We start from the raw sequence: 24,305 nt of genomic DNA, 5'->3' as shown, positions 1-24,305 counted from the left end.
CCGACGATGCGCGGCTTGCGCTCAGAGCCGAGGCAGGGCGATCCCACTGCCCCTCGCACCGCGCGTCCCGGACCTGATCCGGGACCTCGTGGCAAACCTACTCGGCCCACTCCCAGGGGCGCGTATAGGCCCCCAGCACGTGGCTCACGTCTTCTTCCCTGGCCACGCCGGACTTGGCGATCCGCGCCACCAGCCCGCGCTTCTTGTCGTCGATCACCTCGGCCACATGGGCGTTCACCCCGCGCTCGGCGAGAGCGGCGTCATAGACCCGCTTGATCGCCTGCTTGCGCAGATCGGGCTTGAAGACCTTGCCCACCGCCGTCTTCGGCAGCTCGTCGAGGATCGTCAGATGCTTGGGGATCGCCGCGCGTTCATGCACGTTGGTCCGGCAATGCTCCATCAGTTCCTCTTCGGTGACATTGCCACCGGCCACCAGCTCGACAAAGGCGCAGGGCAGCTCGCCGCTATGGGCGTCGGGCTGGCCGATCGCGCCGGCCATGGCGACCGCCGGATGCGACAGCAGCGCATCCTCGATCTCGGCCGGGTCGATGTTGTGACCGCCGCGAATGATCAGGTCCTTGGCGCGACCGGTGATCCAGAGATAGCCGTCAGAATCCACCCGGCCCAGATCGCCGGTGCGCAGGTAGATGCCCTCGTGAAAGAGGTCGCGGTTCTTGTCTTCCTCGGTATAGGTCGAGCCGGCATAGACACCGGGGTTGGCGACGCAGATCTCGCCGATCTCGTCGACCCCGCATTCCTCGGGGCCATTGCCGTTCCGCTTGATGATCTTGACGTGGGAATAAGGCAGCGGCACGCCGACCGATCCCACCTTCTTTTCGCCCTCGGTCGGGTTCACCGACACCAGGCAGGTCGCCTCGGTCAGGCCGTAGCCCTCGATGATCTGCACGTTCGAGGCCGACTCGAAGCGCTTGAACAGCTCCAGCGGCATCGGGGCCGACCCGGAAAACGCCGATTTCACCGAGGAGATATCCGCATCCACCGGCCGCTGCATCAGCGCCGACACGGCGGTGGGCACGGTGATGATGAAGGTGATCTGCCAGCGCTCGATCAGCTTCCAGAAGTTGTCGAAGACCCCCTCGCCGCGATAGCCCTGCGGCGTCGGAAAGACCACATGCGCGCCCGAAGTCAGCGCCGCCATCAGGATCACATGCACCGCAAAGACGTGGAACATCGGCAGCGGGCACATGATGTTCGAGGTCTCGTCGAACAGCAGCCTGTCGCCCAGCCAGCCGTTGTAGATCATGCCGGAATAGAGGTGCTGCGCCACCTTGGGCATGCCGGTGGTGCCGCCGGTGTGGAAATAGGCCCCGACCCGGTCCTGCTGGACGTCTTCGAAATCCAGCGTCTTGTTGTGACGCGCCATTTCGCTGACGAAGTTCGCCACCGTCGCATGATGCCCGCCCGGGTTCTTCGGCCGCACCAGCGGCACGATCCAGCTCTTGGGCGGGGTTAGGTAGCGATTGAGGTCGATCTCGAGCACATTGGTCACGCTGGGCGCATGGCGCACCGCCTCGGCCACCTTCTGCGCCACGTCGGTCTTGGGAAAGGCCCGCAGCGTAACAACGACCTTGGCCTTGGTCTCGCGCAGGATGGCGGCGATCTGCTCGGGCTCGAGCAGCGGATTGATCGGGTTGACGATGCCGGCAATCATCCCGCCGAACAGCGCGTAGGATGTCTCGAGGCAGTTGGGCAGCACAAAGGCCACCACGTCGTTTTCCTTGACGCCAAGACTGCGGAATAGGTTCGCCGCCTGACAGCTCTTGCCGTACAGCTCGTTCCAGCTGATGGTCTGCGCCGGGTCCTTGGGGCCCGACATCAGCTGATAGCTGATCGCCGGCCGGTCCGGAAAGCGCGTCTTCACCTTGTCGAGCAGCCCTTGAATGGTGACCGGCACATCGCGGTCGCTCCACGGCATTTCGTTCTCAATCGCGTCGCGGTCGGCAACCGATGCAAATCCCATAAGTCTCTCTCCCCTGACCCGTCTTCTGCGGGTTTTTGCGTTCCTCGCAGGATGCGTGCGAAGCGGCCCTCACGCAAGCGTGACGCACGGTAGCATCAGCCTGAACGCTACGTCGAGTGGGCGTTATTCCGCCGCGATCCCGTCGGTGAACTGCATCCGCGCCAGCCGCGCATAAAGCCCGTCCTGGGCCACCAGCTGATCGTGCGGGCCGATGGCGACGATGCGGCCCTGGTCCATCACCACGATGCGATCGGCCTTCTTCACCGTCGCCAGACGGTGCGCCACGATCAGCGTGGTGCGGTCGCGCGACAGCGCGTCGACCGCCTGTTGCACCGCGCGTTCGCTCTCGGCATCGAGCGCCGAGGTCGCCTCGTCAAGCAGCAGCACCGGCGCGTCGCGCAGGATGGCGCGGGCAATCGCCACGCGCTGCTTCTGCCCACCCGACAGCATGACGCCACGCTCGCCCAGACCGCTGTCATAGCCCTGCGGCAGCTTCATGATGAAGTCATGGGCGGCGGCGGCGCGGGCGGCGGCCTCGATCTCGGCGTCGCTGGCCTCGGGCCGGCCGAAGCGGATGTTGTCACGGGCCGAGGCGGCAAAGATCACCGGATCCTGCGGCACCAGCGCAATCGCCCGGCGAAAGGCATCGCGGCGCATCTGCGAAATATCGACACCGTCGAGGGTGATCCGCCCCGAGGCCGGGTCGTAGAAACGCAGCAGCATCTGTATGATCGTCGTCTTGCCGGCCCCCGAGGGGCCGACCAGCGCCACCGTCTCGCCCGGCGCAATCTCCAGCGAAACATGGTCCAGTGCCGAGACATCCGGGCGCTGCGGATAGGTAAAGCTCACATCGTCAAAGGTGATCGCGCCGGTGACTTTCCCGGGCAGCGGCAGCGGGTCGGCGGGATCGCTCACCGCATCCTCGGCGTGCAGCAGCTCGACCAGCCGTTCGGTGGCGCCGGCGGCGCGTTGCAGCTCGCCGAAGATCTCCGACAGCGCCGCGACAGAGCCTGCGACCATCACCGCGTAGATCACGAATTGCACCAGGCTGCCGGCGCTCATCTCGCCCGCGCGCACATCGCGCGCGCCGATCCAGAGCACGCCGACCACACCGGTGAATACCAGAAAGATCACGATGGCGGTCATCAGCGCCCGCGTGGTGATCCGCCGCTTGGCGGCATCGAGCGACTTGTCGGTGATGTCGGAAAAGGCCCGGCGGGTCAGCACCTCGTGGGTGAAAGCCTGCACCGTCTGCACCGCTGACAGGCTCTCTGACGCGCTGCCGGACGAAGCGGCGATCCAGTCTTGGTTCTCGCGCGACAGCACCCGCAGACGTCGGCCCAACGTCAGGATCGGCACCACCACGGCGGGCACGATCAGCAGCACGAGGCCGGTCAGCTTGGGCGAGGTCAGTAGCATCAGCCCCATACCGCCAAAGAAGATCAGCACGTTGCGCAGCGCGATCGAGATCGACGAACCGATCACCGACAGGATCAGCGTGGTGTCGGTGGTGATCCGGCTGACCACCTCGCCGGTCATGATCTTTTCGTAGAACGCCGGCGACAGCCCCATCACCCGGTCGAACACTGCCTTGCGGATGTCGGTGACCACCTGCTCGCCCAGCCGCGTCACCAGCATGTAGCGCAGCGCCGTGCCCACCGCCAAGGCCGCCGCAATGCCCAGCGCCGCGCCGAAGTAGAGATCGAGCAGCGCGCCATCCTCGGCACGGAAATTGTCGACCACCCGGCGCACCGCCAGTGGCAGCGTCAGCGAGATGCCGGCCGTGGCCACCAGTGCCAGGATCGAGGCCAGCAGCAGCAGGCGATAGGGCTTGAGAAACGGCCAGAGTGCGCCCAGGGCGCCGATCCGTTTCGACTTGTCGCGCTCTTCCTGCGGTTGGCCCAATCCACGCGGCATGCGGTGCTCCTAGCTGTTCCGGCAAGGGTGTATTGAATAGGGCGACAAGGGGCAAGGCACCGCGCATGCGGCACGAAGGCCTGGCCGCAACTGTCAAGGATCAGGGGGAGAGGTCTGGAGCGGGCGACGGGAATCGAACCCGTATCTCTTGCTTGGAAGGCAAGGGTCTTACCATTACACAACGCCCGCTCGGCAGATCCGGTGATTAATTCAACCCGGGCAACAGGTCAACCGGATCAGACAGATAATTCCCGGCTTCTGCCGCCCTGTCCCTCGTCCGCCGTGGCGGCACCCGGCCGCTCTCTATGGGCGGCTCAGCTTCAAAGCGCTTTGACCGAGAGCCCTCTATCTGCTACCCTGCTCCGATCCGCTCCTGCCCGAAGGTTTTCCCCCATGTCCCCCCTGGATTCGCCGGCCGCCCTGACCGACTCGGAGATCTTCGACCTCCGCTATGCCCGCAGCCGCGAGGACCTCTGGTCGATGCTCGACCGGCTTTACGGCAACCATCCGGGCTATGACAGCTTCCGCCCGGCGCTCGACGCCACGCTGCGCCGCGCCTGGACGGAGCGGCGCCCCGGGCTCAAGCGGCTCGACATGATGCGCGATCTCGAACCCGACTGGTTCCAGCGGCCCGGGATGATCGGCTATGTCTTCTACATCGACCGCTTCGCCGGTGACCTGCGCGGGGTGATCGACAAGCTCGACTACCTGGCGGAATTGGGCGTGACCTATGTCCACTTCATGCCCTGCCTCAAGCCGCGTCCCGGCGACAGCGACGGCGGCTATTCGGTGATGGACTATCGCGCCATCAACCCGGCCTATGGCGACATGGCGGATTTCGAAGCGGTGACCGAGGCCTGCCGCGCCCGCGGCATCAGCGTCTGCGTCGACATGGTGGTCAACCACACCGCCAAGGAACACGCCTGGGCCCAGAAGGCCCGTGCCGGCGACCCCAAGTACCGCGACTACTACCTGATGTTCGAGGACGCCCGCCTGCCGCAGGAATACGAGCGCACGCTGATCGAGATCTTCCCCGACAACGCCCCCGGCAGCTTTACCTGGTACCCCGACATGCAGCGCCATGTCTGGACCACCTTCAACGAACACCAATGGGACCTGAACTGGGCCAACCCGCAGGTTTTCCTCGAAATTCTCGACATCATGCTGTTCCTCGCCAACAAGGGCGTCGAGGTGCTGCGGCTCGATGCCGTGGCCTTCATGTGGAAACGCATGGGCACCAAGTGCCAGTCCGAGCCCGAAGTGCACATGCTGCTTCAGGCCCTGCGCGCCGCCACCCGCATCGCCGCGCCCTCGGTCATTCACCTCGAAGAGGCGATCGTCGGCCCCGAAGAGATGCTGCCCTATCTCGGTCGCGGCGAACATGACGGCAAGGAGGGCAACCTCGCCTATCACAACTCGCTGATGGTGCAGTTCTGGTCGGCGCTGGCGGCGCGCGACACGCGGCTGATGACCCATGTGATGGCCACTCATTTCCCGCCCGTGCTGAGCAATGCGACCTATGCCACCTACCTGCGCTGCCACGACGACATCGGCTGGGCCGTCACCGACGAGGATGCCGCCGCCGTCGGGCTGAACGGCTTTCTGCACCGCGCCTTCCTCGCCGATTTCTACGAGGGCGTCTTCCCCGGCTCCTTCGCGCAGGGCGAGCTGTTTCAGCACAACCCCGACACCGGCGACAAGCGCAACAGCGGCACCACCGCCTCGCTCGCCGGGCTGGAACGCGCCAGCCTCGGCGGCGATACGCAGAACATCGGCCTGGCCGTCGACCGCATCCTGATGGGCCATGCGCTGATCGCCTGTTCCGGCGGCATCCCCCTGCTCTACATGGGCGACGAGGTGGCGATGCTGAACGACTACGGCTATCACGACGTGCCCGACCACGCCCATGACAGCCGCTGGCTGCATCGCCCGGTGATGGATTGGGACCGTGTGGAACTGGCCCGCGCCGCGCCGGAAAGCGCCCCGGGCCAGGTCTTTGCCGGCCTCAAGACCCTGCTGGCGCGCCGCGTCGAGACGCCGGAACTGCATGCCGCCCGCCCCTGCGAGGTGCTCGACACCGGCAACCCGGCGCTCTTTGCCCTGGCCCGCCGCGCGCCCACCGGCAGCCTGGTCTGCCTGTTCAACTTCACCGAAAGCTGGCAGGTGATCCCGCTCGACTGGCTCCGCGCCCAGGGCGCGAGCTCGATGGTCGATGTTCTGAGCCAGGCCCCGGTCGGCGACAGCCAAGGCATGATGCCGCTGCCGCCCTACGCCCGGGTCTGGATCCGCTAACTCTCGATCGGCTCGATCAACGCCGCGCCACTGGCCCGGTTGGAGTTCACCGCCGGGTCAACCCGGTAGTACTCCAGCACCGCGTCATCGGCCGCATCCATCAGGCTGGCCGCCCCCTTGCCCTCTTCGCCCAGCCAGAGCGGCCAAGCCTCGGGTTCCAGCACCACCGGCATGCGGTGGTGAATGGCGCTCATCCGGTCGTTGGCGCCGGTGGTGACGATGGCGCAGGTGCGCGCGCTCTCCTCGCCGCGCGCCCAATCCTGCCAGACCCCGGCAAAGGCCAGCGTCCCGCCATCGGCGCGGCGGATGTACCAGGGCAGGCGCTTGCCCTCGGCATCCTTGGTCCATTCATAAAACCCGGTCGCCGGGATCAGGCAGCGCCGCTCGCGACAGGCAGCGCGAAAGGCCGGCTTCTCGGCAATCGTCTCGGCCCGCGCGTTGATCAGCAGCGGCCCGTCGGTCGGGCTCTTGTACCAATGCGGCAGGAACCCCCAGCGCATCGGCGCCAGCCGCCGCTGCCCTTCTTCGTTGCGCACGGTGGCGATCTGCGTGGTCGGGCAGACGTTGTAATTCGGCACATCCGGCAGGTCATTGGCCGGCAGCGCCGCAAAGAGCTGCGCCATGGCATCGGGCGGAAGGGTCACTGCGAAACGGCCACACATGGGATTATCGTAGGAAGCCGGAATAAAGAAGCAAGCCCCAGCCCGTCAGCCCTTCGCTGGCGCGCGCCCAGAGCGGCAGAAACTGCGCCTCGGTCATCCCCGCATCGCGCGCGATCTCGCCCAGCGTGCGCTTGCCGTTGACCAGCGCCAGCAGCTTCGCCGCCGGTCGCGGCAGCTTCAGCTCGATGCGCGCGCCGCCGGACGTCACCGGCACTACCCGCCCCTCGGACACCGCCTTGGCCAGCGCCCCCGGCGCCACCCCGATCAGATGCGGCACCAGCGCCGGATCTCGGCCATCGGCCACCCGCCCCTCGGCCTCTTCCGCCGCCACCGCATAGGCGATATGCACCCGCATGGTCCCGACCAGCTTCTCCGCCAACGCCATCCGCGCCACCCGGTCCAGGCCCTTGGGCACCGGCGCAAAACGCGCTGGATCATACGCCGCCGGCGGGGTGAAGGAGGCCAGCGCCCAGCCGGTCCGCTCCAGCGTCGCCACCAGCTCGGTCACGTCGTAGGCCCGGTCCTGGCCATGCAGCAGCAGGTCGTAGAACCCGGCATCCGAGGCCCGATGATCGCCGAGATGCGGATTGCACTTGAACGGATGCCCCTCGGGCAGCTTGGCGAACGCCGCCTTGGCCGCCTTGAGCCGCGCCCTGGGCGGCAGGTCGGCAAAAAGCGCCCCGAAGGCCTGCTGCAACGGATAGACCCCGGACCGCCCCAGCGGCGCATAGACCATGAAGCCCAGGCCGCCCCCCGGCGCCAGCGCCGCGCGCAAAGCCCGAAACCCGGCGTCCGGATCGGGCAGATGGTGCAACACCCCGCAACAATCGATGTAATCGAAACAGCCGTATTCCGCCGCCTCCAGCAGGCTGCCGGTGTGAAAGCGGATCGCCTCCAGCCCCCGCACCTTCGCCCGCGCCTCGGCCACCCGGCGCGAAGCCTCTGACAGATCGACATAGGTGATCTCGTGAGGGCGCCCCAAAAGCTTCAGGTAATGGCCGATCTGGATCAGTCCGTCCCCGGTGCCACCCCCCGCCACCAGCACCCGCAAGGGCTGCCGCCAGTCCCGCTGCCCGCCAAAGACAAAGTGATCCAGCTCCACCGGATGCGAGGGCGACCCGGTGATCAGCCGCCGCCGCTCCTCCTCCGGATCCCGCTCTGGATAGGGATAGGCCTCGTACTGCTCCTTGACACTCACCACCGACGGTCACCACTCACGCCACACCCCCTGCTTCTTCTGTTCACAAATACCCTTGGGGGAAGGCCGCAGGCCTGGGGGCAAAGCCCCCAACCCCCGCAAGACGCATCACTCACCGCCAGGCTTTCCGCGCCAGGGCGATGCGCGCCTCCATCATCGACATGTCCTTGAGGATGTCCTGCCGCCGCGCCCGATCACCGGTCTCGCGCAATTCCGCGCGCAGCCGCTGCAACTCGCGCGACAGGCTGACAAATTCCGGCTCGCCACCGCTCTCCTCCACCAGGCGATTGAGCAAAGCGTTTTCGGGATCGTCGCAGGCCGGCAGGGGCTTGCCCGCCCCCGGCAGGTTGTCAAAGGCGCCCTGCGCCTCGGCCTCGCGGATGCGGGCGGAAATCAGATCGATCAGCGGATGGTCCATGCCGCCAGTTTCGCCGAAGCGAGGAGCCCCCGCAAGGGGGCGAGGAGCGGCGCCCGGGAGGGGCGCCGCGCCCATGGCTCATTTCACCGTGATGCGGCCATCGGTGTAGGGCTTGAACGGCCCCTGCGCCGCCAGGTATTCCGCCATCACATCGGCGAGATCCGGGCCATAGTCATAGGCGTTCTCGGCATCGCGGAACATCGCGTAGCCGTCACCGCCATTGCGCACGTAGTTGTTGGAGACCACGCCATAGGTCTTGTCCATCTCGAGCGCCGCGCCGCCCACCATGACGTCGGAGACCCGCTCGCCCGCCGGCTTCGAAGCATCAAAGGCAAAGGTCAGCCCCGCCACCTGCGGGAAGCGGCCTGCGCCCTCTTCGACTTCGCTGACGCCGTTTTCCAGCGCCTCCAGCAGCGTCGCGCCGCTGACCTGGAAGGTCGAGAGCGTGTTCTGGAACGGCAGCACCGTCAGCACCTCGCCCATGGTCACTTCGCCGGCGTCGATCGAAGCGCGGATGCCGCCGCCATTCTGGATCGCCACCTCGATGCCCTGGTCCTTGACCCGCGCCAGCATGGCATCGGCGATCAGGTTGCCCATCGGGCATTCCATCGCGCGACAGACCGAGCGGTCTCCCTCGATGGCCTCGGCGGTCTCGGCCACCACCTTCGAGCGGATCTCCTCGAGCGGCTTGGCTGCCTCGGCGATGCGCGCCGCAACCGCTTCATCCGCCGTCACCGAGGCATCCATGACAATCGGGTTGCCGCTGGCCTCGGTCACGGTGCCTTCGTCGTCGAAGGTCACGTTCAACTCGCCCAGGTACTTGCCATAGGCGTAGGCCTGAACGATCTGCACGCCATTGACCACGGTAGGATAGGGCCCGTCGGCATTCTCGTCGTCATTGGCCAGATAGGTGTTCGAGTGGCCGCCGACGATCACGTCGACGCCGGTGGTGTTCTTGGCCACCATCTGGTCGACGCCATAGCCCGAGTGCGACAGCACAATGATCTTGTTGACGCCCATCTCGGTCAGCTTGTCGACCTCGTCCTGCACCGCGTCAGAGGGATCGGTGAAGGTGATGTTGGGCCCGGGGCTCGCCAGTTCGTCGGTGTTCTGCGGTGTCAGGCCGATGAGACCGATCTTCTCGCCGCCCTGTTCGATCACCGTCGATTTCTGCAGCACGTCGGCCAGCAGCGGCTCGCGACTGACATCGGCGTTCGACATCAGGATCGGAAAGTCGATCGCATCCATGAAGCCGCGCAGCACCTCCGGCCCATCGTCGAACTCGTGGTTGCCCACGGTCATCGCGGTATAGCCCATCTGGTTCATCATCTCGGCGGCGAGCTTGCCCTTGTAATAGGTATAAAACAGCGTGCCTTGGAACTGGTCGCCGCCATCCACCAGCACCCAGTTGTTGCTGCGCGCCTTGGCCTCGTTGATCGCGGTCATCAGCCGGGCCGAACCGCCGAAGCATTTGCCCTCGGCGTCGTCCTCGGCCGAGCAGCCGCTGTCATACTTGCTGATCGGCTCGAATCGGGCGTGGAAATCGTTGGTGTGCAGGATGGTCAGCGAATATTCCGCGCTGGCGACACCGGCGCTCAGGGCGAGCGCGGCAGCGCTCGTCAAAAGGCGAACAGACATGACTTGGAACCTCTCCATTGGTTTTATGCGGTGATGCTGCATCGGGACCGGGGGCTTGTCAAAGGCTACGCAAGGCCACCCTGCGGCGCCGGCAGCGGATGGCGCATCCATTGCGCATCAAGACGACAGTGCGATGACAGCGCCGGGCTCTTGACCCGCCTGTCGCGGCGCGGGATAGGAAGGCCATGCTGATCTACAAAATCTTCCGGTCCGAGGAATGGGCCGCTCTGGTGCGCGACGGGGAAACCGCCGGGGCGCCGATCGATGTGGCCGACGGCTACGTGCATTTTTCCACCGCCGACCAGGTGCGCGAGACCGCCGCCAAGCATTTCGCCGACGCCGAGGGCCTGCTGCTTCTGGCCTGCGACAGCGAGGCGATGGCCGCCGACATCACCTGGGAGCCGTCGCGCGGTGGCGCGCTTTTCCCGCATCTCTATCGCAAGCTGCACCGCTCCGACGTGCTCTGGCACCGCGAACTGCCGCTGGGCGACGACGGCCATGTCTTCCCGGAGGACCTCGCGTGAGCCTGATCGAGACCCTGGGCCTCAAGGCGCTCTACCGGCTCGATCCCGAGACCGCCCATGGCCTGGCCATACGTGCGCTGCAGATGGGCGTGACGCCTGCCCCCGGCCCGCTCACCTCGCCGCGGCTGGCCACCACGCTCGCCGGTCTCTCGCTGCCCAACCCGCTGGGACTGGCCGCCGGGTTCGACAAGAACGCCACCGCTCTGGCGGGACTGGCCCGCGCCGGCTTCGGCTTTGTGGAGGTCGGCGCCGCGACGCCCCTGCCCCAGCCCGGCAATCCCAAGCCGAGGCTGTTTCGCCTGACCGAGGATGGCGCGGCGATCAATCGCTTCGGCTTCAACAACGACGGCGTGGAGGCGATCGCCACAAGGCTGGCCAAGCGCCCCAAGGGCGCGGTGATCGGCCTCAACCTCGGCGCCAACAAGACCTCAGAGGATCGCGCCGCCGATTTCGCCAGGGTGCTGGCGCGCTGCGGCCCGCATGTGGATTTCGCCACTGTCAACGTCAGCTCGCCCAACACCGAGCGCCTGCGCGACCTGCAGGGCCGCGAGGCGCTGATGGCGCTCCTGGGCGGGGTGATGGAGGTGCGGGCCGATCTGGCGCGGCCGATCCCGGTCTTCCTCAAGATCGCGCCAGACCTCGACGATGCGGCTCTCGCCGAAATTGCCGAGGTCGCCGGCGCCGCCCGCATCAGCGGCATCATCGCCACCAACACCACGCTCGACCGTACCGGATTACGCTCGCCGCATCACGGCGAGGCCGGCGGGCTCTCCGGCGCGCCGCTCTTTGCGCGGTCGACCCGGGTGCTGGCGCGGCTGGCCGATCTGACCGGCGGAGAGATCCCCCTGATCGGCGTCGGCGGCGTGGCCACGGCAGAGCAGGCCTATGCCAAGATCAAGGCCGGGGCCAGCGCCGTGCAGCTCTATACCGCGCTGGTCTTTGGCGGGCTGACTCTGGTCAAGGAGATCGTCACCGGTCTGGATCACCTGCTTGCCAGGGACGGGTTCGCCAATGTGGCCGAGGCCGTCGGTACGGATACCGAGACCTGGCTCTGAGCTCTGTGGAAAGGGCACCGCTAGGTTGCCTCAGGACAAGCCAGACGGCAGATCCTGTGGAAAACGCCCGAGGAAATGTCTGATTTTAGCAGGCGTTCCTCAGGCAGACCTGCCCACCATCGCCCTATCCCCAAAAGCCAAAGCCCCGCCTGAGCGGGGCTTTTCAAGGGTTTGAAAACCTGTGACTTTCCGGCGTCTGCACAGGCCGCTCAGGACGGCCCGATCATGAAGCAGGAAATGTTGCGCGCCTGAAGCCTGCGACAGGCCAGATCGGCGGTCTCGCGCGACAGGCCCATGAAGTTGGCGTCAAAGCCCGACGAGCGCCGCACCACCTTGCGCAGCGCGCCATCCAGCGTCGACATCTCGGTCAGCGCGGTCTTCAGCAGCACCTTTTCTGCCGCGAAATGAGAGTTGTAGCGGCCGATGTTGATGCCCCAGTGACGGCCGCCCGAGGTCGAGACGCGGGTGATGATCTCCTGCACCTGCTCGCGCACCACCGGATCGGGCGCCGGGGCCTGCACCGCGCCGGCGCTGGCCAGGACGATATCCTGCGGGCGCGGCTCGGGGCGCACGGCGGGAAGCTTGGCCACGTCCGACAGCGAGGCCTTGGCGACCTTGGCTGCCGTGGCTTCTGCCACCGCATCGGCCACGCCTTCCTTGACGGCGGCGACGATGGCGGCCTCGGGCATCTGGATCGCCGCACCCGGGCGGACGCGCGGCCGCAGACTGCGGGTCACGTCAAGCTTGACGGCGATGGTCTTGCCGGCGGCGGGACGTTCGTCGTCGCCCTGCCCGACCGGCGCCAGAGAGGCGATGGCGGCGTCGCTGCCGCCGGTCACCAGACCCTGGTTGCCGCGATAGGCGGGCTTCCTCGGCAGGTTCAGCGCCACATGCGTCGGCGCCCGGTTGAACCCGAGGTCCAGAAGCTCGGCAACGCGGGCATTGCGGGTGGTGGTCGAACGGCCGCCGAAGACCGTGGCGATCACCCGCTCGTTGCCGCGTTCGGCCGAAGCCGTGAGGTTGAAGCCGGCCGCGCGGGTATACCCGGTCTTGATGCCATCAGCGCCCTTGTAGCTGCTCAGCAGACGGGCGTTGGTATGGCTGACGCTGCGCACGCCGGCATCGGCGGTCTTGCGGCTGAAGAGGTTGTAATACATCGGGAAATCATAGATTACGTGTCGCCCCAGAATGGTCATGTCCCGCGCTGTGCTCAAGTGCCCCTCTTCGGTCAGGCCATGCGCGTTCTTGAAGGTGGTGCGGGTCATGCCCATGGATTTCGCGGTGCGGTTCATCCGCAGGGCAAAGGCCGCTTCCGAGCCCGAGATCGCCTCGGCAATGGCGGTGGCGGCGTCGTTGGCCGATTTCACCGCCGCGGCGCGCACAAGGTAGCGCAGCTTGATCTTCTGGCCGGACCGAAGCCCCAGTTTCGACGGCGGTTCCGACGCGGCTTTCTTCGAGATGGTCACCATGGTGTCCATCGAGATCTCGCCGTTCTGCACCGCCTCGAAGGCGACGTAGAGCGTCATCATCTTGGTGAGCGATGCGGGATGCAGCCGGGTGTTGGCATTTTCGGAATGCAGGACCTTGCCGGATCGGGCGTCCATGACCATTGCGGCATAGGGTGCAGCGGCCACGCTCAGCGGCATGATCACGCACAACCACAGCAAAGCGATGCATACCACGCCCAGACGGGCGGAAGAAATATTCCGGTCCTTCACGATATTACTGCCTTTTGCCTCGTGCCGCCAGTATTCTGGTCGGCTTATTGTTAATTATAGCTTATCATATGAAGTTCTTTCTTTAAACCCTTTATTCGCAACGGGTTTTCAGAAATTCTCCTTATGAGTCAGGCACATCTTGGGGCTTTCCGACGTCACGTAGCTAAACCGGCCATTGTGTCAGGAATGTGGCGAATCCCTTTTGCCCCGGGGCGCGGCACTCGGCCCGCCCGTGACCTCGCGGGAATCTCGGTCAAAGCGCCCTGCCCCTCTTTTCTAAAACGCGCGGCGCGTTATATAGAGGGATCGACCTGATCTGCACCAAGCTGGACGCAACCGACAGACATGCTCATATCCCCGATCTCGATGGCGCGCCCGATCGTGTCTCAGGACAAGGATGACGATGCCGACAGCGGCATCGCTGTCCAGACCCGTCCCAAGACCAAGCGGCCGCCGCTCTACAAGGTGCTTCTGCTCAACGACGATTACACGCCGATGGAATTTGTCGTGCATGTGCTCGAGCGGTTCTTTGGCATGAACCACGCCCAGGCCTTCGAGATCATGCTGACCGTGCACAAGAAGGGCATTGCCGTGGTCGGGGTCTTCAGCCACGAGATCGCCGAGACCAAGGTCGCGCAGGTGATGGATTTCGCCCGCCGCCACCAGCATCCGCTGCAATGCACCATGGAAAAGGAATAGCCGCGCTTCGTGCGCGCCGCTGACATGGCTGCCTCCCGTTTATCCCTGGCGCTGGCCGAGGCCGCGATGCCCGCCGATGGCCGCATCGCCGTCTTTGCGCCCGACGCCGAGACCGACCTCTCTGCCCTGCCCCGCGAGCGGGTGCAGGTGATCAGCCGCGAGGCGCAGGTGCATGACGCGCTGGCGCGCTTCGACTGCGTGACCGGGGCTCAGGGGCCTTACGCCGCTGCCGTCGTGATCGTGCCGCGCGCCAAGGCCGAGGCCAAGGCACTCTTGGCCGAGGCGGTGCGGACCTGTCCCGAGGGTCTGATCCTGGTGGACGGGCAAAAGACCGACGGCGTCGACAGCCTGTTCAAGGCCTGCCGCGCACGGGCCGAGATCATCGGCCAGATGACCAAGGCGCATGGTCGCGCCTTCTGGTTCACTGCCGCGCCGGTCTACGACGACTGGCAGGCCGAGGCCGGCACGGCCGACGGCTTTCGCACCCTGCCCGGTGTCTTTTCGGCTGATGGCATCGACCCGGCCTCGGCGCTGCTGGCCGCCAACCTGCCAGACAAGCTCGGCCGCCATGTCGCCGATCTGGGCGCCGGCTGGGGTTTTCTGGCGGCACGCGCGCTGGAGAACTCCGGCATCGAAGAGCTGCACCTGGTAGAGAGCGATGCGGCGGCGCTGGATTGCGCGCGCCACAACGTCACCGACGGGCGGGCGCGGTTTCACTGGGCCGATGTGCGGCGCTGGGAGCCGCCGGTGCTGTTCGACACCGTGCTGACCAACCCGCCCTTCCACCAGGGCCGCAAGGGCGTGCCGGAACTGGGCCAGAGCTTCATCGCCACCGCGCGCCGCATCTTGCGGCCCGGGGGGCGGCTCTTGCTGGTGGCCAATCGCCACCTGCCTTACGAGGCGACGCTGGATGCGGCCTTCGGCAAGGTCGAGGAAGTCGCCGGCGACGGAAAATTCAAGATATTGCAGGCGTCACGCCCCGCTCGCGGCCCACGCTGAGACGGACTAGGCTGGCGCGAGGGAATCAGGAGCGACACATGGGTTTCTCGATCGAAGGCAAGACCGCCATCGTGACCGGGGCGGCCAACGGCATCGGGCTCGCCATCGGGCGGCATTTCATCGACAAGGGCGCCAATGTGGTCTTTGCCGACATGGACGAGGCCAAGCTCGCCGACGAGATCGGCGAGACCCCCGACGACGGCCCGGCGCGCTATTTCGCCGGCGACCTGCGCGAGCGTCTGACGCTGGCCAACCTGCTCTCGGCCACGCTCGACGCCTTTGACCGCGTCGACATCCTGGTCAACGGCAGCCGGCAGATCCTGCCGTCCGACCCGCTCGACATGGACGACGATACCGTCGAGCAACTGCTGCAGCAGAACCTGCTGACCTCGCTGCGGCTGTCGCAGCTGGTGGCCAAGCGGATGATCAAGCAGGGCGAGGAGCAGGACGAAGGCCAGCTGGGCTCGATCGTCAATGTCTCGTCGATCGCGGCGCGGCGCACCCACCCCGAGCTTCTGGCCTATTCGGTCTCGACCGCGGCGCTCGACCAGATGACCCGTTCGCTGGCGGTGGCGCTGGCGCCGCATCGCATCCGGGTGAACGGCGTGGCTTTCGGCTCGGTCATGTCGGCCAGCCTCAAGGGCGCGCTGAAGGAAAACCGCGAGTTCCGCAGCGAGATCGAGGACAACACGCCCCTGGGTCGCATCGCCTCGCCCGGCGAATTGGCCGAGGCCACGCAATTCCTGGCCTCCGAGGGTGCGGGGTTTGTCACCGGGCAGATCATGACGGTCGACGGCGGGCGCACCCTGGTTGACCCGGTGACCGCGCCGGCGCATTGATCTGACGCGGCGGCGAGCGCCCGCGCGGCACCGGGACCTGTCGTCCGGGCCTGCGGCCTCTGCCCCCAAAAGAGATATGCGGACCAGAGAAGAAACCGGGCCGGGACCGGTGGGAGAGCCTATGAGCGAAGAATTTGCAGCCGAGAAACAGCAGGCGGCCACCTGGTTTCGCGACCTGCGCGACGGCATCGTCGCCGCCTTCGAGGCGCTGGAAGAGAGCCATGACACCGGCCCCTTCGCCGATCTGCCGCCTGGGCAGTTCGAGGTCAAGGAAACCTCGCGCGCCTCTGACGATGGCAGCGACGCCGGCGGCGGGCTGATGAGCGTGATGCGCGGCGGTCGGGTGTTCGAGAAGGTCGGCGTCAATGTCTCGACCGTCTATGGCACCCTGGGCGAGGCGGCGCAGAACGCCATGGCGGCCCGCAAGGGCCTGCCGGGGATGAAAGAGGATCCGCGGTTCTGGGCCTCGGGGATCTCGCTGGTGGCGCATATGCGCAATCCTCATGTCCCGGCAGTGCACATGAACACCCGGATGTTCTGGACGCCGCACACCTGGTGGTTCGGCGGCGGCTCGGACCTCAACCCCTGCATCGAATACGCCGAGGACACCGCGCATTTTCACGCCGTCCAGAAGGCGCATCTCGATCCCCATGGCGAGGCGGAATACCCCCGGCTCAAGGAGTGGGCCAACGAGTATTTCTACATCCCCCACCGCAAGCGCGCGCGCGGCGTCGGCGGCATCTTCATGGACGATCGCAACACCGGCGACTGGGCGGCGGATTTCGCCCTGACGCGGGACATCGGCCGGGCGTTTTTGCCGGCCTATCTGCCGCTGGTCGAAAAGCGGCGGGTGATGGCGTTCGGCGAGGCCGAGAAGGACGCGCAGCTCATCCACCGCGGGCTCTATGCCGAGTACAATCTGGTCTATGACCGGGGAACCAAGTTCGGGCTGACCACCGGGCATGATCCGGACGCGGTGCTGATGTCCCTGCCGCCCTTGGCGAAATGGGTGTGAGATCAGGTGTGGTGGGTTGAAAACCCACCCTACGGGTCTGGCGTAGGGTGGGTTTGCAACCCACCGCCCCTCCGCCATTCCCCACCCCCGGTGGGTTGAAAACCCACCCTACGCGTCGCGCCATTCGCCGGGGCGGAGGCCACCGAGGTGCCAGGGCCCGATCTGGGCACGGATCAGGCGCAAGGTGGGATGGCCGACATGAGCGGTCATCCGGCGCACCTGACGGTTCTTGCCCTCGGTGATCGTCAGCTCCAGCCAGCAATCCGGCACCGACTTGCGGAACCGCACCGGCGGGTCGCGGTCGAAGAGCGGGCTTGGCGCCTCGATCCGGCGTGCCTTGGCCGGGCGGGTCCGGCCGTCCTTCAACTCGACACCGCGGCGCAGCGCATCGAGCGCCTCGGGCTCCGGCAGCCCCTCGACCTGCACCCAATAGGTCTTGGGCTGCTTGGCCTTGGGATGGGCGATGCGGTGCTGCAGCTTGCCATCGTCGGTCAGCAGCAAGAGCCCCTCGCTGTCGCGATCCAGCCGGCCGGCGGGATAGACCTTGGGCACGTCGATGTAATCCGACAGCGTCGGGCGGCTGGAGCCTTCGGTCCCCTTGTCGGTGAACTGCGACAGCACGCCAAAGGGTTTGTGAAACAGGATCAATCGGGTCATCGGCGCATCGCAAAGAAGGATTTGAGCAGGGTTTCGGCCTCGCTGGCGCGGATGCCGTCGTAGACCTCGGGCACGTGATGCGCCTGGGGATGCGAGAACACCCTGGCGCCATAGGCCACGCCGCCGGATTTCGGATCGGCGGCACCGTAATAGAGCCTGGCGATGCGGGCGGCGGCAATGGTGCCGGCGCAGATCGCGCACGGCTCGAGCGTGACATAGAGATCATGCCCCACCAGTCGCTCCGACCCCAGCGCGGCACAGGCGGCGCGGATCGCCAGAACCTCGGCATGGGCCGTGGGATCGGACAGCTCGCGGGTGCGGTTGCCGGCGCGGGCCACGATCTCGCCCGCGGGCGAGACCACCACGGCGCCCACCGGCACTTCGCCGCGCAGGGCGGCGGATTTCGCCTCTTCAAGGGCCGCTGCCATGTGGGAACGGAAGGTCATGGCCTGTCTTGCCCGCTTGCGCGAAGGGGCGCAACTCACTAAGGCTGCCGCATGGCTCAGAAAACCCCCGAAGGCGACCGGATCGCAAAGGTTCTTGCCCGCGCTGGCGTCGCCTCGCGGCGCGAGGCGGAACGCATGATCGAAGCCGGCCGCGTGCGCGTCAACGGCGAGATCATCGCCCGCGCCGCGCTCAACGTGACCGACAAGGACAAGATCGAGGTCGACGGCAAGCCGCTGAACGCGCCAGAGCCCGAACGGCTCTGGCTCTATCACAAGCCGGCCGGGCTGGTGACCTCTCACAAGGACGAACAGGGCCGCCCGACGATCTTTGACGAGCTGCCCGAGGATTTGCCCCGGGTGATGTCCGTGGGGCGGCTCGACCTGAATTCCGAGGGGCTGCTGCTCCTGACCAACGATGGCGGCGTCAAGCGCAAGCTGGAGCTGCCCTCGACCGGCTGGCTGCGGCGCTACCGCGTGCGCATCAAGGGCCGGCCCACCGACGAGATGCTCGAACCCCTGCGCAAGGGCACCCGCGTCGAGGGCACCGACTATCTGCCGATGATTGTCTCGATCGACCGGCAGCAGGGCGCCAATGCCTGGCTGACCGTCGGCCTGCGCGAGGGCAAGAACCGCGAAATCCGCCGCGCCATGGAGAGCATCGGTCTCAGCGTGAACCGGCTGATCCGGGTGTCCTACGGCCCCTTCCAGCTGGGCCAGCTCAAGCCCGGCGCAGTCGAGGAGGTGCGGTCCAAGATCGTGCGCGACCAGCTTGGTCTCGACGGCGCCAAGCCCGACCGCCCAAAACCCGAGCGCACCCGAAGAAAACGCATCCGCTGACTTTCCACGGACCTTTTTCCCCCTGCCTGTCGTTGTGCTTTCATGAAAAGCTGCGCTAAGCAGGTATGACGGCGATTTTCAGGGGAAATTCAGGACCATGGCGGACCTTCTTACGATCGAAAACCTGGGCAATCTGGTGATGCTCTGCTTCCTGCAGGCGGTGCTCGGGTTCGACAATCTGCTTTACATCTCGATCGAAAGCCAGCGCGCCCCGGTGGCGCACCAGAAGGCGGTGCGCTTCTGGGGGATCATCATCGCCGTGGTGCTGCGGGTGGTGCTGCTCTTCGTGATGATCCGACTGATCGACAGCCTGGCGGAACCGTTCTTCGTGATGAACTGGGAGGGCGTCCTGACCGGCGGCGTGAACTTTGCCACGCTGGTGTTCATCATCGGCGGCATCTTCATCATCTATACCGCGGTCAAGGAAATCGGCCACATGCTGTCGATCGAGCATCTGAAGACCGATGTCGAGGGCAAGGCGGGCAAATCCGCCGGCCAGGTCATCATGCTGATCGTGACGATGAACCTGATCTTCTCCTTCGACAGCGTGCTCTCGGCCATCGCGATCACCGATGTCTTTCCGATCCTCGCCACCGCGATCCTGCTGTCGGGCCTGGCAATGCTGCTGCTGGCTGACGGTGTGACGCGGTTTCTCGAGAAAAACCGCATGTACGAGGTGCTGGGTCTCTTCATCCTGCTGATCGTCGGCGTGGTGCTTCTGGGCGAGGCCGGCCAGGCCGCGGCCCATGCGATGCATGACGATACGCTGGCGCTCAAGGTCTTTGGCTACGAGGTCATTCCGATGTCCAAGACCACCTTCTACTTTGCCGTGGTGGTGCTCTTCGCGGTGGAAATCCTGCAATCGGGCTACAGCCGCAAGCTCAACGCCGAGCGGCGCACCGCAGCACGGCACTAGCGGTGAGGGCAGTCATCACCTATCTTGTGAACGTGTTTGAGGGGGATTTCCGATGATCCGGTTTATCACGCTGCTGGTTCTGGCCGCGGTGATCATTGCGGTCGGCGCCATGGCGGTGGCGGTCTGGTCCTCTGGTGACCGGGGCGGCAGGCTCAATGGCGTACAGAAGGTGGCCTATGCCTGCCTGTTCTTCCTGATGTCCGGCGTCGCGGTCGGCTGGCTGGGGGCCGAGTGATGGCACAGAGATACGGCGGATCCTACAGCCCCAAGGGCACAAGCGAGAGCAAGAGCGGCGCTGGCGTCGAGACCCGGCCGCTGAAGGCCACGGTCAGCCCCACAGGCGCGCGCTCGAACCTGCTGTTCGTGCCGGGCGCATTGCTTGCCTTCACCTCCTTCGGCGACGGCCCCGAGGCGCTGGCGCTGGGCCTTGCCGGTGCCGGTGTCTGGACGCTGGCGGCCTGGCTCACGCGCGAAGGGCTCAGGGCCGAGGCCGAGTACAACGCCCGCAAGGTGGCCCGCCGCCCTGCCCTGCCGCGCAAGATCCTCGGCATGGGGCTGATTGGCGTCGGCACCGCTCTGGCCGGTCTCAGCCATGATCTGGGCTTTGCGGCCAGCGGGCTGTACGGCGTGATCGCGGCGGCGCTGCACATCACCGCCTTCGGCCTCGACCCGCTGAAGAACAAGTCTCTGCAGGGCGTTGACGAGTTCCAGCAGGACCGCGTGGCGCGGGTGATCGACGAGGCCGAGGCGCATCTGACCGCCATGAAGGGCGCGATCCGCCGGGCACAGGATCCGCGGCTTGAGGCGCGGGTCGAACGGTTTCAGCAATCGGTCCGCGAGATGCTGCGCACGGTCGAGGAAGACCCGCGCGATCTCACCGCCTCTCGCAAGTATCTCGGCGTCTACCTGATGGGCGCGCGTGACGCGACGATCAAGTTCGCCGACATCTACGCCCGCGACCGCGATGCGGCGGCGAAATCGGATTACCTGATGCTGCTGACCGATCTGGAAGAGAATTACGTCGCCAAGACGCGCAAGCTTCTCGACGACAGCAACGCCGATCTGGCGATCGAAATCGATGTGCTGCGCGACCGGTTGCAGCGCGAAGGGGTGCGGCTCGACTGAGCCCGAGACAGTTAAACGGGGAAGGACTAACCCATGTCGGACAATGTGAGAGAACAGGCCAAGCGTGACTTGGCCCTGGTGGAAGAAGTCAGCGCCGTGGTCCTGCCCGAGCCGAAAGGGGCCCAGGACGTGGTCTCGCTCGAGCAGGCCGATCCGGTGGTCAGCAGCGAGATCCGCCAGCGCATGGATGAGATCGACATGGAGGATACCAACTCCATCGTGTCGTTCGGCTCGGCCGCCCAGGCCGAGCTGCAGGAAATCAGCCAGGCAATGCTGCAGGACGTGCGCAACAAGGACGTGGGTCCTGCCGGCGACTCGCTGCGCGCCATCGTCACCACCATCCGCGGCTTCTCGGTCTCCGAGCTCGACGTGCGCCGCGAGCGCAGCTGGTGGGAGAAACTGCTGGGCCGCGCCGCACCCTTTGCCAAGTTCACCGCGCGCTTCGAGGAAGTGCAGGGCCAGATCGACCGGGTGACCGACAATCTGCTGGAGCATGAACATAAGCTCTTGAAAGATATCAAGAGCCTCGACATGCTCTATGAAAAGACATTGAATTTCTATGACGAGCTGGCGCTCTATATTGCCGCGGGCGAGGAAAAGCTGAAACAGCTGGACACCCAGGACATTCCGGCCAAGGAAGCCGTGGTCAAGGCCGCGGCCGAGAATGAGCAGGTCATGCAGGCGCAGGAACTGCGCGATCTGCGTGCGGCGCGCGACGACCTTGAACGCCGGGTGCATGACCTCAAGCTGACCCGTCAGGTGACGATGCAGTCCCTGCCCTCGATCCGACTGGTGCAGGAGAACGACAAGTCGCTGGTCACCAAGATCAACTCGACGCTGGTCAACACCGTGCCGCTCTGGGAAACCCAGCTGGCCCAGGCCGTGACCATCCAGCGCTCGGCCGAGGCCGCCGCTGCGGTGCGCGAGGCCAATGACCTGACCAACGAGCTGCTGACCGCCAATGCCAAGAACCTGCGCGAGAGCAACAAGATGATCCGCGAAGAGATGGAGCGGGGCGTGTTCGACATCGAAGCCGTCAAGCAGGCCAATGCCGATCTGATCGGCACCATCCAGGAAAGCCTGCAGATCGCCGACGAGGGCAAGGCCCGTCGCGCTGCCGCCGAAGAGGAGCTCAAGCGGATGGAAAAGGAACTGCGCGACACCCTGGCCTCGGCCAAGGCGAAAAAGACCGGGCTGGGCGACACCGCCAGCACCGCCGTCCCGGCGGCCTGACGCGATGGCCGGGCGCCGTCTCTTTCCCGTGGTCCTTGCCGGCGCCCTGGCGCTGGCGGGCTGCGCCATGCCGGTCGACCCGGTGCCCGTGCCGCCGGATCGCCCCGAAGCGCCGGCCTCGCCCAAGCCGCCCACCCGACAGAAGACCGTCGCGCCCTCGGAAGACAGCCTCAAGCTCGCGGCCTACTACGAGCGCGTCGAACAGCAGCTGGTGGCGCAGGGCCTCTTGCGCACCGATGGCGGCGGGCCTGACACCGAGTTCAGCCGCCGCATGCTGATCGAGAACTTCGAGCGCATTGCGTTCTTCGATGAATACGTCCGCGGCGCCGGTCTGCAGTCCGGCCGCGGCGGCGCCAGCCGACTCAAGCGCTGGGGCCAGCCCATCCGCATGTCGGTGGAATTCGGCAGCACCGTGCCGCAGTCGCAAAAGGCCGCCGACCGGGCCGAGGTGGCACGCTACGCCGCCCGCCTGTCGCGGGTGACCGGTCATCCGATCACCATGACCGACACTGATCCGAACTACTACGTGCTCTACATGTCCGAGGACGACGGCCAGGCGCTGCCTGCCCGGATCAAGCAGATCGTTCCGAACATCAACGAGAACGCGCTCAACATCTTCCGCAGCCTGCCGCGCTCGATCCACTGCCTTGTGATCGCCTTTTCCTCGGAACCCGGCGGCCACGAATACGCCAAGTCGATCGCCCTGATCCGCGCCGAACACCCCTCGCTGCTGCGCAAGAGCTGCGTGCACGAGGAGCTGGCCCAGGGCCTGGGGCTGGCCAATGACAGTCCCCGCGCCCGGCCCTCGATCTTCAACGACGACGACGAATTTGCGCTGCTGACCGGCCATGACGAGCTTCTGCTCAAGATGCTCTATGACCGTCGCCTGCGGGCCGGCATGTCCTGGGACGAAGCCGCGCCGATCGTCGAAACCATCGCCGACGACCTGCTCGGCGGACCGAGCTGACCGCGCAACGCCGCGCCGAACCAAGGGAGACCACCCGATGGGCATTTTCGATTTCCTGACCGGTGAATTCATCGATGTCATTCACTGGACCGACGACACCCGTGACACCATGGTCTGGCGTTTCGAGCGTCACGGCCACGCCATCAAGTACGGCGCCAAGCTGACGGTCCGCGAAGGCCAGGCGGCGGTCTTCGTGCACGAGGGGCAGCTGGCGGATGTCTTCACCCCCGGTCTCTACATGCTCGAGACCAACAACATGCCGATCATGACGACGCTGCAGCGCTGGGACCACGGTTTCAAGTCGCCGTTCAAGTCCGAGATCTACTTCGTCAACACCACCCGCTTCACCGATCTGAAGTGGGGCACCAAGAACCCGATCATGCTGCGCGACCCCGAGTTCGGGCCGACGCGCATCCGGGCCTATGGCACCTATACCGTGCGGGTGAAGGACCCGGCGCTCTTCATGACCGAAATCGTCGGCACCGACGGCGAATTCACCATGGACGAGATCTCCTACCAGATCCGCAACATCATCGTGCAAGAGGTCGCCCGGGTGATCGCCGGCTCCGGCATTCCGGTGCTCGACATGGCGGCCAACACCGCCGACCTCGGCCGGATGATCGCCGCCGAGATCAGCCAGATCGTCGCCGGCTACGGCCTTGAAATCCCCGAGTTCTATATCGAGAACATCTCGCTGCCCCCCGCCGTTGAAGAGGCGCTGGACAAGCGCACCTCGATGGGGCTGGCCGGTGATCTGGGCAAGTTCACCCAGTATTCCGCCGCCGAGGCGATGACCCGCGCGGCCGCCAACCCCAATGGCGGTGGCGGCATGGGCGCCGGTCTCGGCATGGGAATGGGCATGGCCATGGCGCAGCAGATGGCCGGCAGCCAGGGCTCCTGGGGCCAGCAACCTGCCGCCTCTCGCACCGCCCCGCCCCCGCCGCCGCCGGTGGAACACGTCTGGCACATCGCCGAGGGCGGCGAGACCAAGGGCCCGTTCTCCAAGGCGCGCCTCGGACGCATGGCGCAGGACGGCGAGATCACCCGCGAGACTTATGTCTGGACCGCCGGTCAGGACGGCTGGAAACGCGCCGAGGACGTGCAGGAACTCGCGCAGCTCTTCACCATCCTGCCACCGCCACCGCCCGGCATGTAGCCGTCCTCCCCGG

The 24,305-nt window shown here is 66.1% G+C and carries 23 protein-coding genes and 1 tRNA gene; 14 read left to right on the top strand and 10 right to left on the bottom strand.

Going from position 1 to position 24,305, the window contains the following annotated elements; genetic code table 11:
* Positions 1–97: 97 nt before the first annotated feature.
* From ACN0SE_RS16805 to ACN0SE_RS16795, 3 genes are all read right to left on the bottom strand, one after another.
* Entirely contained in the window at positions 98–1,981 is a 1,884-nt protein-coding gene (locus tag ACN0SE_RS16805; RefSeq protein ID WP_417525687.1) for an acyl-CoA synthetase, read from the bottom strand.
* 123 nt (positions 1,982–2,104) lie between these two features.
* Positions 2,105–3,898 carry an ABC transporter transmembrane domain-containing protein gene (locus tag ACN0SE_RS16800; RefSeq protein ID WP_417525686.1) on the bottom strand — a complete coding sequence of 598 codons (1,794 nt, stop codon included), beginning with the start codon at positions 3,896–3,898 and terminating at the stop codon, positions 2,105–2,107.
* Positions 3,899–4,013: 115 nt separating this feature from the next.
* Positions 4,014–4,087 (bottom strand) — tRNA-Gly (locus ACN0SE_RS16795).
* Between the two features lie 204 nt (positions 4,088–4,291).
* Between ACN0SE_RS16795 and ACN0SE_RS16790 the strand changes: the two genes are divergently transcribed.
* On the top strand, positions 4,292–6,190 hold the full coding sequence (locus ACN0SE_RS16790; protein WP_417525685.1) for an alpha-amylase family protein: 1,899 nt from the start codon (positions 4,292–4,294) through the stop codon (positions 6,188–6,190).
* On the opposite strand, the gene ACN0SE_RS16785 is transcribed toward ACN0SE_RS16790, so the two are convergent.
* The 4 genes from ACN0SE_RS16785 to ACN0SE_RS16770 all read right to left on the bottom strand — a co-directional run bounded on the left by ACN0SE_RS16785 (position 6,187) and on the right by ACN0SE_RS16770 (position 10,106).
* Positions 6,187–6,852, bottom strand: a complete 666-nt coding sequence (locus tag ACN0SE_RS16785; protein WP_417525684.1) for an SOS response-associated peptidase — start codon at positions 6,850–6,852, stop codon at positions 6,187–6,189. The two genes, ACN0SE_RS16790 and ACN0SE_RS16785, sit on opposite strands and share 4 nt — an antisense overlap.
* Positions 6,853–6,856: 4 nt before the next feature.
* A complete protein-coding gene (locus tag ACN0SE_RS16780; protein ID WP_417525683.1) occupies positions 6,857–8,053 on the bottom strand; it encodes a class I SAM-dependent methyltransferase in 1,197 nt (398 codons plus the stop codon).
* Positions 8,054–8,162: 109 nt separating this feature from the next.
* Entirely contained in the window at positions 8,163–8,468 is a 306-nt protein-coding gene (locus ACN0SE_RS16775) for a DUF1992 domain-containing protein (RefSeq protein ID WP_417525682.1), read from the bottom strand.
* Positions 8,469–8,546: 78 nt separating this feature from the next.
* Positions 8,547–10,106, bottom strand: a complete 1,560-nt coding sequence (locus ACN0SE_RS16770) for a bifunctional metallophosphatase/5'-nucleotidase (protein WP_417525681.1) — start codon at positions 10,104–10,106, stop codon at positions 8,547–8,549.
* A gap of 185 nt (positions 10,107–10,291) precedes the next feature.
* Between ACN0SE_RS16770 and ACN0SE_RS16765 the strand changes: the two genes are divergently transcribed.
* Positions 10,292–10,630, top strand: coding sequence for a DUF952 domain-containing protein (locus ACN0SE_RS16765; RefSeq protein WP_417525680.1), 339 nt, complete (start codon positions 10,292–10,294; stop codon positions 10,628–10,630).
* Complete coding sequence (locus ACN0SE_RS16760; protein ID WP_417525679.1) at positions 10,627–11,685, top strand: quinone-dependent dihydroorotate dehydrogenase; 1,059 nt, start codon at positions 10,627–10,629, stop codon at positions 11,683–11,685. The genes ACN0SE_RS16765 and ACN0SE_RS16760 overlap by 4 nt, the downstream gene beginning before the upstream one ends.
* Before the next feature lie 209 nt (positions 11,686–11,894).
* On the opposite strand, the gene ACN0SE_RS16755 is transcribed toward ACN0SE_RS16760, so the two are convergent.
* Positions 11,895–13,403: a D-alanyl-D-alanine carboxypeptidase family protein gene (locus ACN0SE_RS16755; RefSeq protein ID WP_417525678.1), complete on the bottom strand. Its 1,509-nt coding sequence runs from the start codon at positions 13,401–13,403 to the stop codon at positions 11,895–11,897.
* 366 nt (positions 13,404–13,769) lie between these two features.
* Between ACN0SE_RS16755 and clpS the strand changes: the two genes are divergently transcribed.
* The 4 genes from clpS (at position 13,770) to hemF (ending at position 16,955) form a co-directional block, all read left to right on the top strand.
* Complete coding sequence (gene clpS / locus ACN0SE_RS16750; RefSeq protein ID WP_417525703.1) at positions 13,770–14,102, top strand: ATP-dependent Clp protease adapter ClpS; 333 nt, start codon at positions 13,770–13,772, stop codon at positions 14,100–14,102.
* Positions 14,103–14,126: 24 nt separating this feature from the next.
* Positions 14,127–15,101 carry a class I SAM-dependent methyltransferase gene (locus ACN0SE_RS16745; RefSeq protein ID WP_417525677.1) on the top strand — a complete coding sequence of 325 codons (975 nt, stop codon included), beginning with the start codon at positions 14,127–14,129 and terminating at the stop codon, positions 15,099–15,101.
* Positions 15,102–15,139: 38 nt separating this feature from the next.
* The gene (locus ACN0SE_RS16740; protein ID WP_417525676.1) at positions 15,140–15,940 is read left to right on the top strand and encodes an SDR family NAD(P)-dependent oxidoreductase; all 801 of its coding nucleotides are present in this window, start codon (positions 15,140–15,142) and stop codon (positions 15,938–15,940) included.
* A gap of 121 nt (positions 15,941–16,061) precedes the next feature.
* On the top strand, positions 16,062–16,955 hold the full coding sequence (gene hemF, locus ACN0SE_RS16735) for an oxygen-dependent coproporphyrinogen oxidase (protein ID WP_417525675.1): 894 nt from the start codon (positions 16,062–16,064) through the stop codon (positions 16,953–16,955).
* 108 nt (positions 16,956–17,063) lie between these two features.
* On the opposite strand, the gene ACN0SE_RS16730 is transcribed toward hemF, so the two are convergent.
* Together ACN0SE_RS16730 and ACN0SE_RS16725 are read right to left on the bottom strand one after the other, a co-directional pair.
* Positions 17,064–17,612 carry a pseudouridine synthase gene (locus ACN0SE_RS16730; RefSeq protein ID WP_417525674.1) on the bottom strand — a complete coding sequence of 183 codons (549 nt, stop codon included), beginning with the start codon at positions 17,610–17,612 and terminating at the stop codon, positions 17,064–17,066.
* Complete coding sequence (locus tag ACN0SE_RS16725) at positions 17,609–18,058, bottom strand: nucleoside deaminase (protein ID WP_417525673.1); 450 nt, start codon at positions 18,056–18,058, stop codon at positions 17,609–17,611. The genes ACN0SE_RS16730 and ACN0SE_RS16725 overlap by 4 nt, the downstream gene beginning before the upstream one ends.
* Before the next feature lie 51 nt (positions 18,059–18,109).
* Between ACN0SE_RS16725 and ACN0SE_RS16720 the strand changes: the two genes are divergently transcribed.
* From ACN0SE_RS16720 to ACN0SE_RS16690, 7 genes are all read left to right on the top strand, one after another.
* On the top strand, positions 18,110–18,895 hold the full coding sequence (locus ACN0SE_RS16720) for a pseudouridine synthase (protein ID WP_417525672.1): 786 nt from the start codon (positions 18,110–18,112) through the stop codon (positions 18,893–18,895).
* A 97-nt stretch (positions 18,896–18,992) separates the two neighbouring features.
* Positions 18,993–19,811 (top strand): TerC family protein, encoded by an 819-nt coding sequence (locus ACN0SE_RS16715; protein ID WP_417525671.1) that lies wholly within the window; start codon positions 18,993–18,995, stop codon positions 19,809–19,811.
* Positions 19,812–19,863: 52 nt separating this feature from the next.
* Entirely contained in the window at positions 19,864–20,046 is a 183-nt protein-coding gene (locus tag ACN0SE_RS16710) for a hypothetical protein (protein WP_417525670.1), read from the top strand.
* On the top strand, positions 20,046–20,936 hold the full coding sequence (locus ACN0SE_RS16705; protein WP_417525669.1) for a 5-bromo-4-chloroindolyl phosphate hydrolysis family protein: 891 nt from the start codon (positions 20,046–20,048) through the stop codon (positions 20,934–20,936). Before ACN0SE_RS16710 ends, ACN0SE_RS16705 begins: the two co-directional genes overlap by 1 nt.
* Positions 20,937–20,969: 33 nt before the next feature.
* Positions 20,970–22,169 (top strand): toxic anion resistance protein, encoded by a 1,200-nt coding sequence (locus tag ACN0SE_RS16700; RefSeq protein WP_417525668.1) that lies wholly within the window; start codon positions 20,970–20,972, stop codon positions 22,167–22,169.
* Positions 22,170–22,173: 4 nt separating this feature from the next.
* Positions 22,174–23,136, top strand: a complete 963-nt coding sequence (locus ACN0SE_RS16695) for a DUF2927 domain-containing protein (protein ID WP_417525667.1) — start codon at positions 22,174–22,176, stop codon at positions 23,134–23,136.
* A gap of 37 nt (positions 23,137–23,173) precedes the next feature.
* On the top strand, positions 23,174–24,292 hold the full coding sequence (locus tag ACN0SE_RS16690) for an SPFH domain-containing protein (protein ID WP_417525666.1): 1,119 nt from the start codon (positions 23,174–23,176) through the stop codon (positions 24,290–24,292).
* Positions 24,293–24,305: the final 13 nt, after the last annotated feature.

It is taken from the genome of Marinovum sp., assembly GCF_048263515.1.
Classification (GTDB): Bacteria; Pseudomonadota; Alphaproteobacteria; order Rhodobacterales; family Rhodobacteraceae; genus Marinovum.
Note: the sequence above shows the minus strand (reverse complement) of the source record. Positions and strands in the feature narration are given on the sequence as shown.

Bases quoted from the DNA above. Each gene is read 5' to 3' on its own strand.
- clpS (WP_417525703.1), top strand. From the start codon at position 13,770: ATGGCGCGCCCGATCGTGTCTCAGGACAAGGATGACGATGCCGACAGC.
- ACN0SE_RS16710 (WP_417525670.1), top strand. From the start codon at position 19,864: ATGATCCGGTTTATCACGCTGCTGGTTCTGGCCGCGGTGATCATTGCG.
- ACN0SE_RS16690 (WP_417525666.1), top strand. From the start codon at position 23,174: ATGGGCATTTTCGATTTCCTGACCGGTGAATTCATCGATGTCATTCAC.
- ACN0SE_RS16715 (WP_417525671.1), top strand. From the start codon at position 18,993: ATGGCGGACCTTCTTACGATCGAAAACCTGGGCAATCTGGTGATGCTC.
- ACN0SE_RS16720 (WP_417525672.1), top strand. From the start codon at position 18,110: ATGGCTCAGAAAACCCCCGAAGGCGACCGGATCGCAAAGGTTCTTGCC.
- ACN0SE_RS16745 (WP_417525677.1), top strand. From the start codon at position 14,127: ATGGCTGCCTCCCGTTTATCCCTGGCGCTGGCCGAGGCCGCGATGCCC.
- ACN0SE_RS16725 (WP_417525673.1), bottom strand. From the start codon at position 18,058: ATGACCTTCCGTTCCCACATGGCAGCGGCCCTTGAAGAGGCGAAATCC.
- ACN0SE_RS16730 (WP_417525674.1), bottom strand. From the start codon at position 17,612: ATGACCCGATTGATCCTGTTTCACAAACCCTTTGGCGTGCTGTCGCAG.
- ACN0SE_RS16785 (WP_417525684.1), bottom strand. From the start codon at position 6,852: ATGTGTGGCCGTTTCGCAGTGACCCTTCCGCCCGATGCCATGGCGCAG.
- ACN0SE_RS16765 (WP_417525680.1), top strand. From the start codon at position 10,292: ATGCTGATCTACAAAATCTTCCGGTCCGAGGAATGGGCCGCTCTGGTG.
- ACN0SE_RS16770 (WP_417525681.1), bottom strand. From the start codon at position 10,106: ATGTCTGTTCGCCTTTTGACGAGCGCTGCCGCGCTCGCCCTGAGCGCC.
- ACN0SE_RS16705 (WP_417525669.1), top strand. From the start codon at position 20,046: ATGGCACAGAGATACGGCGGATCCTACAGCCCCAAGGGCACAAGCGAG.
- ACN0SE_RS16790 (WP_417525685.1), top strand. From the start codon at position 4,292: ATGTCCCCCCTGGATTCGCCGGCCGCCCTGACCGACTCGGAGATCTTC.
- hemF (WP_417525675.1), top strand. From the start codon at position 16,062: ATGAGCGAAGAATTTGCAGCCGAGAAACAGCAGGCGGCCACCTGGTTT.
- ACN0SE_RS16740 (WP_417525676.1), top strand. From the start codon at position 15,140: ATGGGTTTCTCGATCGAAGGCAAGACCGCCATCGTGACCGGGGCGGCC.
- ACN0SE_RS16805 (WP_417525687.1), bottom strand. From the start codon at position 1,981: ATGGGATTTGCATCGGTTGCCGACCGCGACGCGATTGAGAACGAAATG.
- ACN0SE_RS16775 (WP_417525682.1), bottom strand. From the start codon at position 8,468: ATGGACCATCCGCTGATCGATCTGATTTCCGCCCGCATCCGCGAGGCC.
- ACN0SE_RS16700 (WP_417525668.1), top strand. From the start codon at position 20,970: ATGTCGGACAATGTGAGAGAACAGGCCAAGCGTGACTTGGCCCTGGTG.
- ACN0SE_RS16695 (WP_417525667.1), top strand. From the start codon at position 22,174: ATGGCCGGGCGCCGTCTCTTTCCCGTGGTCCTTGCCGGCGCCCTGGCG.
- ACN0SE_RS16800 (WP_417525686.1), bottom strand. From the start codon at position 3,898: ATGCCGCGTGGATTGGGCCAACCGCAGGAAGAGCGCGACAAGTCGAAA.